Source organism: Paracoccus wurundjeri, from assembly GCF_030678915.1.
GTDB lineage: Bacteria > Pseudomonadota > Alphaproteobacteria > Rhodobacterales > Rhodobacteraceae > Paracoccus > Paracoccus onubensis_A.
The window spans coordinates 51,100-61,904 of the sequence record NZ_JAUUTZ010000026.1; the positions used below are offsets into that span (position 1 = coordinate 51,100).

General features: G+C 60.1%; 12 protein-coding genes. 9 read left to right on the forward strand and 3 right to left on the reverse strand.

What is annotated here, in order from left to right; genetic code table 11:
- Window positions 1–123 precede the first annotated feature (123 nt).
- The 8 genes from Q0601_RS20200 to Q0601_RS20235 all read left to right on the forward strand — a co-directional run bounded on the left by Q0601_RS20200 (window position 124) and on the right by Q0601_RS20235 (window position 7,094).
- Window positions 124–1,020: a LysR family transcriptional regulator gene (locus Q0601_RS20200; RefSeq protein ID WP_305291718.1), complete on the forward strand. Its 897-nt coding sequence runs from the start codon at window positions 124–126 to the stop codon at window positions 1,018–1,020.
- Between the two features lie 115 nt (window positions 1,021–1,135).
- Window positions 1,136–1,432 (forward strand): helix-turn-helix domain-containing protein, encoded by a 297-nt coding sequence (locus tag Q0601_RS20205; protein WP_305291719.1) that lies wholly within the window; start codon window positions 1,136–1,138, stop codon window positions 1,430–1,432.
- 574 nt (window positions 1,433–2,006) lie between these two features.
- Window positions 2,007–2,966: a LysR substrate-binding domain-containing protein gene (locus Q0601_RS20210; protein ID WP_305291720.1), complete on the forward strand. Its 960-nt coding sequence runs from the start codon at window positions 2,007–2,009 to the stop codon at window positions 2,964–2,966.
- A gap of 223 nt (window positions 2,967–3,189) precedes the next feature.
- Complete coding sequence (locus Q0601_RS20215) at window positions 3,190–3,957, forward strand: ATP-binding cassette domain-containing protein (RefSeq protein WP_305291721.1); 768 nt, start codon at window positions 3,190–3,192, stop codon at window positions 3,955–3,957.
- Between the two features lie 24 nt (window positions 3,958–3,981).
- Window positions 3,982–4,731 (forward strand): transporter substrate-binding domain-containing protein, encoded by a 750-nt coding sequence (locus tag Q0601_RS20220; protein WP_305291722.1) that lies wholly within the window; start codon window positions 3,982–3,984, stop codon window positions 4,729–4,731.
- Window positions 4,731–5,420, forward strand: coding sequence for an ABC transporter permease (locus Q0601_RS20225; protein WP_305291723.1), 690 nt, complete (start codon window positions 4,731–4,733; stop codon window positions 5,418–5,420). The genes Q0601_RS20220 and Q0601_RS20225 overlap by 1 nt, the downstream gene beginning before the upstream one ends.
- Window positions 5,417–6,106: an ABC transporter permease gene (locus Q0601_RS20230; protein WP_305291724.1), complete on the forward strand. Its 690-nt coding sequence runs from the start codon at window positions 5,417–5,419 to the stop codon at window positions 6,104–6,106. The genes Q0601_RS20225 and Q0601_RS20230 overlap by 4 nt, the downstream gene beginning before the upstream one ends.
- A gap of 25 nt (window positions 6,107–6,131) precedes the next feature.
- Window positions 6,132–7,094 carry an arginase family protein gene (locus tag Q0601_RS20235; RefSeq protein ID WP_305291725.1) on the forward strand — a complete coding sequence of 321 codons (963 nt, stop codon included), beginning with the start codon at window positions 6,132–6,134 and terminating at the stop codon, window positions 7,092–7,094.
- A 656-nt stretch (window positions 7,095–7,750) separates the two neighbouring features.
- On the opposite strand, the gene Q0601_RS20240 is transcribed toward Q0601_RS20235, so the two are convergent.
- The 3 genes from Q0601_RS20240 to Q0601_RS20250 all read right to left on the reverse strand — a co-directional run bounded on the left by Q0601_RS20240 (window position 7,751) and on the right by Q0601_RS20250 (window position 9,100).
- Window positions 7,751–7,873 (reverse strand): hypothetical protein, encoded by a 123-nt coding sequence (locus Q0601_RS20240; protein ID WP_305291726.1) that lies wholly within the window; start codon window positions 7,871–7,873, stop codon window positions 7,751–7,753.
- Window positions 7,874–7,884: 11 nt separating this feature from the next.
- Window positions 7,885–8,121: a UbiA family prenyltransferase gene (locus Q0601_RS20245; protein WP_305291727.1), complete on the reverse strand. Its 237-nt coding sequence runs from the start codon at window positions 8,119–8,121 to the stop codon at window positions 7,885–7,887.
- 115 nt (window positions 8,122–8,236) lie between these two features.
- A complete protein-coding gene (locus Q0601_RS20250) occupies window positions 8,237–9,100 on the reverse strand; it encodes a DMT family transporter (protein ID WP_305291728.1) in 864 nt (287 codons plus the stop codon).
- A gap of 114 nt (window positions 9,101–9,214) precedes the next feature.
- On the opposite strand from Q0601_RS20250, the gene Q0601_RS20255 reads away from it, so the two are divergent.
- Window positions 9,215–10,597: an aminotransferase-like domain-containing protein gene (locus Q0601_RS20255; RefSeq protein WP_305291729.1), complete on the forward strand. Its 1,383-nt coding sequence runs from the start codon at window positions 9,215–9,217 to the stop codon at window positions 10,595–10,597.
- Window positions 10,598–10,805: the final 208 nt, after the last annotated feature.

Sequence of the window (10,805 nt, forward strand, 5' to 3'; positions counted from 1 at the left end):
TTTCCTCCGCATCACTCGTGCCGTGGCCTGCACAGAACCTCACTGTGGCTTAGAGCTTTTGATCTCGGTTGAAAAATTGTATTTAGGCTTTAGTTCATGCCTAAATGTTATGCAGGATTGTTCATGCGCCTGACGCCACGCCAGTTGGAAGCGTTTCGACATGTGATGCTTGCCGGGGGCATAACCGCCGCAGCCGAGGCGATGAACATCACCCAGCCTGCGGTCAGCCGTTTGATCCGCGACATCGAAACATCGGTCAGGATCACGCTGTTCACACGTCAAGGCCCTCGCCTGACCCCAACCCCCGAGGCGATCCTACTGTTTCACGAGGTCGAGCGCCTGTATATCGGCATTGACCAGATCGCCCGCGCGGCCGAGGATATCCGCCAGCACAAGAATATCGTGCTGCGTCTGGCCAGCGTCACTTCGTTGGTCCGGCCTTACCTGCACAAGGCACTGATCGACGTGATCGGCGACCGGTTGGATCTGCCGATCGTGCTGGATGTGGAAAACAGCCGTCACATCTGGGACATGGTCGAAAACAATCACTACGATCTGGGCTTTGCCTTCGGCCCCGCACCGACGGGCGATCTTCAGACCGTGCATCTGCACAGTTCCGAGGCCGTCGCCGCGATGCCTGCCGATCATCCTTTGGCGGTGCGCGAGGTGATCACACCAGTTGATCTTGTCGATTACCGCGTTCTAACTGCGGGAAGAAACTCTCCGCTTCGCCGCGGGCTGGATCGCGCCTTCGCCAGTTCAGAACATGCTCCGATCAGCACGATGGAAACCGCGATGCTGCATTGCTGTCATTTTGCGGCAGCCGGTCTGGGCGTTGCCATTGTCGATCAGACGACAATGCATGCCGCCGGCGCCAATCTGTGCAGCCGTCCTTTCCGACCTGCGATCAACGTCTCGTATTTCGCGGCCCGCCCCGCCGGAACCCGCCAGATTTCTGTGCTGGACGATATCATATCCCGCATGTCAGGACTGCTCGCAACCGGGGGGCAGGAACCGTGACCTCATAGCATGGTTCGCGAGTCACAACCGTCTTGGTGAGGCTCTTTGCTAACCGGTTGCGGGCGATAGCTTGAATAGGCTATCCACAGCAGCAGCGCAGCTTCGAAGGGCATGCGTGGCAGGTGAGTTTCAGGCACGGTATCTCGCAACGCTCTCCCTCCTTGCCCAGTCTGGCGGGACATGGCGGTGCTGGCAACTGGCGCGGACGCTTACCGAGAGAACCTTGCTCGCCGTTTACGAAGCCCTCGAGCGGCCCATGTTATTTGCGATTGGCAACCGCTATAAAATCCAGATTCAGGTTCAGAACAGTGTCGACGTCACTCTATCGGACATAATGGCGCAGGCAGAGGCTTTGTTCATAAAGTGCTTCGGACAGGTGACGCTCGATCAACTCGCGCCGGAGCAAGAATAGCGCGGGCAACGAAAGCAATAGTCGGAATAGACTTCGGCGACTAACCTCGCCCCCGTTTGAAACTCAATGACCTATGACGCCTATCTGCGCCGAGACCCGACACCGATTCACAAGATGCCTGATTATAATATGCCGACTGAAACGAAGTAGATCAGGCCCAGTGAACGCTGAGACTGGCTACTTCGAATCCAAGGGCGACACCACTCTGGACTGAAACGACTCACCCCTCTACGCTCTTCTGCATCACGACTTCACAGCGCCTCAGTAAAATGCCGCAGTTCCACATCCACTATCGTTCGGTTCTACTGAACGCGTTTGCAACGGAGGCGATTCCGATTTTCTCAACATATGTGGAGCCACCTCGGCAAGAAAGCTCGTCTGCGAAATTGGTCCGGACCCGGCTGACAGAACTAGCCGAACATCGCAACTACATTGCGGTTAACGCATTCGCGTATAGCGCTCTGCCGGGTTACACGGGTGACACGCCCCATACCGCGGTCTCCGGAGCTTCGTTCTCTGCGGCGAAATTCGTGGCTGCTCCCATCCCGCTGAGACAAGGGATTGGCACCAAGCCATGACCCAACCATCTGCCAACATGACCTACGATACAAAAAACAGTATCCGCCACCTGCCACTTGCCAATCTACGCTCTTTCGAGGCAGCGGCGCGATGCGGCAGCTTTACCAAGGCTGCAGCAGAACTGCACCTTAGTGATAGCGCGATCAGTCACCAAATCAGCCGGTTGGAGAGCGCGTTGGGATTTGCGTTGTTCGAAAAGGCTGGCCGCGGCATCCGGCTGACCGATACAGGCCGCAGCTTCGCCGCCGCCGTCACGGGTGCATTGCAGGAGATTTACGGTACCGCCCTGCGTCTGTCAGAACGGCCCGAAGAGGAAGGTGGTCGGTTGAAACTGACCTGTCCACCCATGTTCGCCAGCGGCTGGCTGTCGCGCAACATCGCCGAATTCTGCAACGACCATCCACAGATCGAATGTCATGTCCGGCTTGCCGAGAACCAAACCATTACTAAACTCCCCGATGCTGATATCGGCATCCTCTTCGGTGCAGGAGCATGGCCTGACCTGCACGCCATCCTACTGGAGGATATCCTCATCGGCCCGGTATGCAGCCCCGTCCTGATGAGCGGGGCAGCGAATGGCCTGCGCAGCCCCAAGGATTTGCAGCGCGTCTTCCTGCTGCATTGGGACAATGGCTCGGAATGGCGACGCTGGCTGGCACAGGCGGGGCAGATGGATATCGGCCTGTTCACCCGTAACCTCTACTGCAACGACTTGGGTGCCGCGATCGAACTGGCGGTGCATGGCGCGGGATGTGCCTTAGCCAGCGAGACATTGACCGGCATGAATATCCGCGACGGCTCCCTTATCCGGCCTTTCGTCGATACGATCAACCCGAATGGCGGTTGGTATGCGGTTGTCTCGCCCGAGAATCTCGCGCGTCCGCGTGTGCGGATGTTCCTGTACTGGCTCTTGAGCAAATTTGGCCAATCTCTGGCCGGTCGGTTCTCGGAGTGAAGACTTCTATCGCAAATACCGCACTTTTGCGCAGAAAGTGCAGTGTAGAACTCGCAGATATCTATAGCAAATAAAAGCTTGTAATATTAAAATATTATGCTGTTTTCTGTATGAAACATTCAGTTAGGTGACGAATTTTCATCAATACCATGACAATCCATCATTTGCGCTTCTCCCGGCGGATATGCGAACTCGATCAGGCTCAAGCCGCGCAAGGAAGATCATGGATAAGCTGACCGTATCGGGAATTCACAAATCCTATGGCGCACATGAAGTGCTGAAAGGAGTTTCCCTGTCGGCCAGTGCAGGCGACGTCATCAGCATCATCGGCTCATCCGGCTCAGGCAAAAGCACGCTGCTGCGCTGCATGAACTTTCTCGAGGCGCCCAGCGCTGGAACCATCACCGTCGAGGGCGAGGCGTTGCAAACCACCCGCGGACGTGACGGGGCGTTGCGGCCCGCCTGCGCCAAGCAGCTGCGGCGGATACGGACACGGCTGGCAATGGTGTTCCAGAACTTCTGCCTGTGGTCGCATATGACGGTCGAGGCGAATGTCACCGAGGCCCCGGTCGGCACCCTGGGACTGAGCCGCGAGGAGGCCCGCGAACGCGCCTGCGTGAATCTGGAAAAGGTCGGGCTAGGTCGCGAATACTTGGCCCGCTATCCCGGCCAGTTGTCTGGCGGCCAGCAGCAGCGTGTGGCCATCGCTCGCGCGCTGTCGATGGAGCCGCAGGTAATGCTGTTCGACGAACCGACCAGCGCGCTCGACCCCGAGCTTGTGGGCGAGGTGCTGAAGGTCATGCAGTCGCTGGCCGAAGAAGGCCGGACCATGATCGTCGTCACCCATGAAATGGCGTTTGCCCGCCACGCCTCGACCCAGGTTATCTATCTACAGGGCGGCGTAATCGAGGAACAGGGCAGCCCCGAGCAGGTATTCGGGGCGCCCCGCACGGAACGACTGGCGCGTTTCATCGACCGCGCCCGGCATTGAAGCACAACAACAGAGAGGTCCACCATGCTTCGCCTGAAACTCGTCTTCGCGCTTTCGCTGCTGGCCGCCCCGGCCCTGGCCGCGCCGTTGAACATCGCCACTGACGCGACCTTTCCGCCCTTCGAGTCGATCGACGCGAACGGCAAGCTGGTAGGCTATGACATCGAATTGATGGAGGCGGTTTGCAAAGCCGCTGAACTGGAATGCAACATCGCTAATGCCGCATGGGATGGGATGATCCCCGGCCTGATCGACGGCAAATATGACGCGCTCATCTCGCAACTGACGGTGACGGACAAGCGCCGCCGGGTCATCGCTTTTTCGGACATATACAGCCATCCAACCTTCCGCTTTGTGGCGAAAAAGGACGCGGCGCTGCATATCTCGCCCGAGGGGCTGGCCGGAAAGACCATCGCCGTGCAGACCGGCACGCCGATGGACGCTTATGTCACTGCGCATTACAAGCAATCGACGATCAAGCGCTATGACACCGGCAGCGCGCCCTATCTGGAGCTGACTGGCGGCCGGGCCGATGTGCATATCAGCTATCAGGCGCAGATCGTGCATTCCTTCCTGAAATCGGAATCGGGCAAGGATTATGAACTGGTCGGTCCGGAGCTGACCGGCAAGGACGCGCCGGAATTCGGGGAGGGCGTCGCCATCGCCATTGGCAAGCGCAATACCGAACTGGTCGAAAAGGTGAATGCGGGCCTTGCCAAAATCCGCGAGGACGGCACGCTTGACGCGCTGAACCAGCAATATTTCGGACAGTAATGTTCGCGGCTTTCGCATGGACGATCCTGGCAGCGGGGTCGCTGACCCTGCTGCTAGCGCTGGGGGCGCTGGTGCTGGCCTCGGTCCTGGGGCTGGCGCTGGCGTATGGCAAGCTGTCGCGCCGGCGCTGGCTGATGCGGCTAGTCCAGGGCTTTACCTTCGTCATCCGCGGCATCCCGGACCTGGTGCTGATGCTTCTGGTCTTTTACAGCCTGCCCGCCGCGATCAACCAGTTCCTGGAATGGACGGGCAGCGATTTGTGGGTCGAGTTTCCGCCCTTCTGGGCGGGCATGTTCACGCTGGGCGTCATCTTCAGCGCCTATATGTGCGAGACTTTCAAATCCGCTCTGCAGAACATTCCGCGCGGCCAACTGGAGGCTGCGCAAGCCTTTGGCCTACATCCCCGGCGCATCTTCTGGCGCATCACCCTGCCGCAGTTGGCGCGACTGGCTCTGCCCGGCTTTACCAACAACTGGTTGGTTCTGGTCAAGGCCACCGCGCTGGTGTCACTGCTGGGACTACAGGACGTGATGTTCCGCGCCAAGGGCGCGGCCGAGGCCACGGGCCAGCCCTTTACCTATTACCTGATCGCGGGCGGCTTCTATCTGGCGGCAACCTTGGTTTCGACCTTCGCGCTGCTCGCCTTGGCGCGGCGCCTTGAGCAGACCAACCAAGCGGGGCGCACATGAACTGGGACGTGGTAGTGGAGAATCTGCGTCTTTACGCGCAGGGCGCCGGCCTGACCATCTGGCTGACCCTGCTGTCGCTCAGCGCAGCCTTCCTGCTTGCCCTACCGCTGGCCTTCCTGCGCAACAGCCGCAGCCGGTTCCTGCGCAGGTCGGTGATCGCCTATACCACGGTATTTCGCGGCACGCCGCTGCTGGTGCAGCTTTTCCTGGTCTATTTCGGGCTGGCGCAGTTTGAATTGCTGCGCGGCAGCTTCTTGTGGCCTTGGCTTTCCAGCCCGCTGGTTTGCGCGCTGCTGGTCTTTGTGCTCAACAGCGGCGCCTATACCACCGAGATCTTCGCGGGCGGCTTGCGCACCATTCCCAAGGGCGAGATCGAGGCCGCGCAGGCCTATGGCTTCACGCCCCTGCGCGCTGCGCTGCGCATCTTCATACCGGGGATGCTCAGCCGCTCGCTGCCACTTTACGGCAACGAGATGATTATGCTGATGCACGCGACCTCGCTGGCCAGCACCGTCACACTGATGGAGATCACCGGCGTCGCCCGCAACATCACGCTGAACTATTACATCCAGCTGGAACCCTATGTCGCAGCCGCCCTGATCTATCTGGCGCTGACCGCCATTCTGGTCGCGGCGGTGCAACTGGCCGAGCGGCGCTTTGCCAACTTTCTGCGTCTAGACCACTGATATATCCACGAAGGGAGGAGCCCGCATGAACAAGGTTGACCTGGGCGCGCTGTTCGGCGCCAGCACGGAAGCCACCACCTTTCTTGGCCTTGAGGAGGTGCGCGACCTGAGCGCGGTCACGGCACCCATAGCGATCCTAGGCGCGGGTTGCGCCACGCCCTATGCCTCGGTCGGGGCCTATTGCCGCAATGCCCCAGCGGCGCTGCGGGCGGCGACAGCCAGCTTCATCGCCAATATCGACCGCCATGATTTCGACATCGGTGGCAAGGTCTTTCCTGCACCGCAGTTGCGCGCCGTCGACTGCGGCGACCTGACCTTTGACGAGGCCGACGCCCCCGGCAACCGCAAGCGTATCCGCGATGCGGTGGCCATGCTGCTGGACCGCGGCGTCGTACCGCTGCTGATGGGCGGCGACGATTCCGTCCCGATCCCCATGCTGCAGGCGGTGAATGCCAGGGCTGCGGCTGAGGGGCGCTACCTGACTATTGTACAGATCGACGCTCATATCGACTGGCGTCAGGCGCATATGGGTGAAAGCCTTGGCCTGTCCTCGACCATGCGTCGCGCCTCAGAACTATCTCAGGTGCGCCATATCGTGCAGGTGGGCGCGCGCGGCATCGGCTCGGGGGCGACCACCGATCTGGAAGACGCGCTGGCTTGGGGCGCCCACATCGTCACCGCCGCAGAGATGCACCGCATTGGTGCAGAGCGAGCGCTGGCAACAGTGCCCGAGGACACAGATATCGTCGTCTGCATCGATGCGGATGCCTTCACCTCCTCTGACCTGCCAGGGGTAATTGCGCGCGGGCCGGGCGGGCTAGAATATTACCAGGTCTGCGACCTGATCCGCATCGTTGCCGGCAAGGGCCGTATCCGGGCAATGGATTTCGTGGAATTCATGCCGGAACGCGACATCGACGGGATAGGCGCACTAACCTTCGCGCGCACCATTATCACAGCTATGGGCATCGTCGCCCGCCAGGTGTGACCTAGTCGCCCGCCAGGTGTGACCTACAAGTCCCGCCCTGTTGGCATGCCTTTCTTCATATCGTGCTGAGCATGATGCCGGTTTCGCTATTCAGCACGCCGTCGACCAGCCGCACCTCGCAGAACGATCATGCCACCGTCGCGCCGCTGATCGCTGCAGTCATGTTGCCCCCGTCACGCCCCGACAGATTATCCGTTCCAGCGTGGCCAAAACGATGACATGGCTGTCATCCTCCACGACAGACACCGGTTGAAGCCGGCCCAGTCGGACAGATCGAGCGTGTCATCGGAAGTAAGATCGGTGATAGTCTGATGGCAGCCAGTGCGACCGGCGATAACCCGATAAAGGATAATCTTACGGTGGGGTAACAGGTGTCACATCTCATTAGCGGTCGCTCGTCAGACCCTCGTGACGCTATAGCACTATCCATCGAAGCTGCTGGCGGAGGAACTTTAAAGCGTTCCAGCAAGGGCTGCAACAGCCAGCAAAGCTCCAGTCAGTATGTTTGCGAAGAACAGGCGGAAATTGACTTCGGGTCGGTCCAAGTCGAACCGTCGCGTCTGCCAGCCGAGATGTGCCGCGATCACCGCCATTCCGATGGCATAGAGAGATGACATGCCCAGCATCGTGAAAGCGTAGAACAGCCCGATGAGTGCCTAGCCATGCGCTCCGAACAGAATCGCCGTGGATTTGAGGCCAAGGCGCTTGTCGTCCCTCACATCGACATAGCCATAGGTCGTGTCATAGCCGATCTGCCATGCGAGAGCCCCGAGCCACATCAACACCGCACCTACGGCACATGCTCCTCGATCTGTGCCCACGCCACCAGCATAACCCAATTGAAGGCAACCCCCAGAACCACCTGCGGCCAGCGGGTAAAGCGTTTGCAGAAGAGATAGATGACCACCGGCGGCAGAACACCAACCGCCAGCAGACGCGCCAATGGCGTCAAGAAAAACAGCAACAACGCCGTCAAAGCCAATTGCGCCGCCAGAAACACCATTGCCCGGGCCGGGCGCTTGCTCATTGTACAACATTTCGGCTGCACCGCATGATTGTACTGCTGGCGAGTCTACATCGCAGTCAGGCAAAACGGCGCGGTACTCACTCTCGACCGGCAGAAAACCTTATAAGAGGCCAGTTCAGACCGCAAATTTTTTGGCACCCGCGACGCAGATCACGACGACAAAGGCGCAAGCAATCATCGGCCACGAGATGGGTTCGTGCAGAACCAATGCTGCCAGCAGAAGACCAAAGAAGGGCTGCAGCAGTTGCAGCTGTCCGACTTCCGCAATACCGCCAAGGGCAAGTCCACGATACCAGAAGACGAAACCCACCAACATACTGAAAACGGAGACATATCCGAAGCTCAGCCAGCCGGGCAATGTGACGTTGCGCAGATTATCGGGCCAGGTCATCGCGACAAGCATGGTCATCATGGGCAGCGACAGAAGCAGCGCCCAGGAAATAACTTGCCATCCGCCAATTCGGCGCGATAACGTGGCACCTTCGGCATAACCCAGCCCGCAGACCAGGATGGCCGCCAGCATCAGCAGATCGCCGATGAGGGATCCTGCACCGCCCTGTGATAATGCGAAGCCGGCAACCGTCGCAGCGCCCATGAGAGAAAACAGCCAGAAGATTGCACGTGGCCGCTCCCCGCCGCGGATGACGCCGAAGAAGGCCGTCGCCAGCGGCAGCAGCCCGATGAAGACGATGGAATGGGCGGCTGTGACATGGCGCAGCGCCAGCGCAGTCAGCAGCGGAAATCCGATCACGACACCAAATGACACTACCGCCAGCGACAGGAAATCGCGCCGATCCGGGCGTGATTGGCTCAGTAGCGAGAGGGCCAGCCCGCCCAGCATCGCCGCGATGACGGCGCGCGCGGATGTCAGGAACAGGGGCGAGAAATCCGCCACTGCCATCCGCGTCGCAGGCAGCGATCCACTGAAGATCACTACCCCGACCAGACCATTACCCCAGCCTACCAATCTGTCTTGCATTGCGCTTTACCCTTTTTTCTTCGGGATAAGCGATGGGAACTGGTGGGGACAGAAACAATCCCATACAATTCTACCATACTGTATCGTGACGAAAACCCAAACAATCTGAACATCATGACCGGGATAATAACGAAAACCGAAGCCCTGATACAGGTTCTGCGCGACCGGCTCGCACGCCGCGCTCTCGGTCCCGGCGACCGCCTGCCCTCGATCCGGCGCTTTGCCGAAACCATGAATGTGTCGCCGTCGACCGTGGTCGAAGCCTACGACCGGCTGGCTGCCGAAGGGGTGATCCGGGCGCGGCGCGGTGCCGGCTTTTATGTCGCGGATGCGAATATGCCGCCGATGAAGGTAGCGCAGATGGGGGCATCGCGTGACCGGGATATTGATCCGTTCTGGGTCTCACGCCAGGCGCTGAGCGCGGCACCGGGCAGTTTGCAGCCGGGCTGCGGCTGGCTGCCCGAGGCCTGGATGCCGCAGAATGCTCTTCGCAAAGGCCTGCGTGCTCTGGCGAAAGCTGACGGAACGGTGCTGACGAATTATGCCGGCGTGCAGGTGCCGGACACGCTGCTGCGGGTGCTGCAGACCCGCTTTGCCGAAGAAAGCCTGCCGGTTGCACCGGATCAGATCATGCTGACCGGTTGCGCCTCGCAGGCACTGGACCTGATCTGCCGGCTTTTCCTGAATCCGGGAGACACCGTGCTGGTAGATGATCCGGGTTATTTCAACTTTCATGCGCTGCTCCGCGCGCATCGTGTCCAGATCGCCGGTGTGCCCCACGGACCGGCCGGGCCCGACCTTGATGCCTTTGCGGCAGCATTGCAGCAGGGACCGCGGCTCTATATCACCAATTCCGCGCTGCATAATCCGACCGGAGCGACGATCTCGCCACAGGTCGCCTATCGGGTGCTGTCGCTGGCCGCCAAGCAGGATCTCATCATCGTCGAGGATGACACCTTCGCCGATCTTGAGCCCGAGCCTTCGCCGCGCCTTGCCGTACTGGACGGGCTGAACCGGGTGCTGCGGATCGGCGGCTTTTCCAAGACGCTCTCGGCCTCGCTGCGCTGTGGCCATGTCGCGGGACGTTCGGACTGGATCGAGGCGCTGATCGACCTTCAGGTCGCAACCAGTTTCGGCGGACCAAGCCCCGTTGCTGCTGAATTGCTGGCCGGCGTGCTGACAGGTGGAAGCTACCGCAAGCACCTCGCCGATCTTCACCGGCGCCTGTCTCTGGCGCGCAAGCGTGTAACCGCACATCTGGCACCGTTGGGCATCGCACCCATTCTGCAGCCGCGCGGAGGATTCTATCTGTGGTGCCGCTTTCCTGACGGGATCGATACGGCCGAAATCGCCCGTCACTGCCTGGGCGATGGCATCATCCTTGCTCCCGGAAACGTCTTCAGCCCCACCGAAAGCGCAAGCCGTTTCATGCGCTTTAACGTCGCCCAAATGGACAGCCCACGCATTTATGCGGCTCTGCAGGCCGCTATGGCATGACCCGCCACCCTGCAATCTTTCAAAGTCGGGCGAGATCTTGACCCGAGACTCCTCATACGGATATTGCGTTGCCGCCCGCAATCGCGTTAATCTGTGGTCAGGACATGGCTGGAACCCTGTGCTGTGCGAGCAGGCGTTCATTTATCCTTGGGAGCCGCAAATCGCACGCCGTCGCGCCAGTATTTTTGCGACGCCATGCTGCTCAAGG

Bases quoted from the DNA above. Each gene is read 5' to 3' on its own strand.
- Q0601_RS20200 (WP_305291718.1), top strand. From the start codon at position 124: ATGCGCCTGACGCCACGCCAGTTGGAAGCGTTTCGACATGTGATGCTT.
- Q0601_RS20210 (WP_305291720.1), top strand. From the start codon at position 2,007: ATGACCCAACCATCTGCCAACATGACCTACGATACAAAAAACAGTATC.
- Q0601_RS20215 (WP_305291721.1), top strand. From the start codon at position 3,190: ATGGATAAGCTGACCGTATCGGGAATTCACAAATCCTATGGCGCACAT.
- Q0601_RS20220 (WP_305291722.1), top strand. From the start codon at position 3,982: ATGCTTCGCCTGAAACTCGTCTTCGCGCTTTCGCTGCTGGCCGCCCCG.
- Q0601_RS20225 (WP_305291723.1), top strand. From the start codon at position 4,731: ATGTTCGCGGCTTTCGCATGGACGATCCTGGCAGCGGGGTCGCTGACC.
- Q0601_RS20230 (WP_305291724.1), top strand. From the start codon at position 5,417: ATGAACTGGGACGTGGTAGTGGAGAATCTGCGTCTTTACGCGCAGGGC.
- Q0601_RS20235 (WP_305291725.1), top strand. From the start codon at position 6,132: ATGAACAAGGTTGACCTGGGCGCGCTGTTCGGCGCCAGCACGGAAGCC.
- Q0601_RS20240 (WP_305291726.1), bottom strand. From the start codon at position 7,873: ATGTGGCTCGGGGCTCTCGCATGGCAGATCGGCTATGACACGACCTAT.
- Q0601_RS20245 (WP_305291727.1), bottom strand. From the start codon at position 8,121: ATGAGCAAGCGCCCGGCCCGGGCAATGGTGTTTCTGGCGGCGCAATTG.
- Q0601_RS20250 (WP_305291728.1), bottom strand. From the start codon at position 9,100: ATGCAAGACAGATTGGTAGGCTGGGGTAATGGTCTGGTCGGGGTAGTG.
- Q0601_RS20255 (WP_305291729.1), top strand. From the start codon at position 9,215: ATGACCGGGATAATAACGAAAACCGAAGCCCTGATACAGGTTCTGCGC.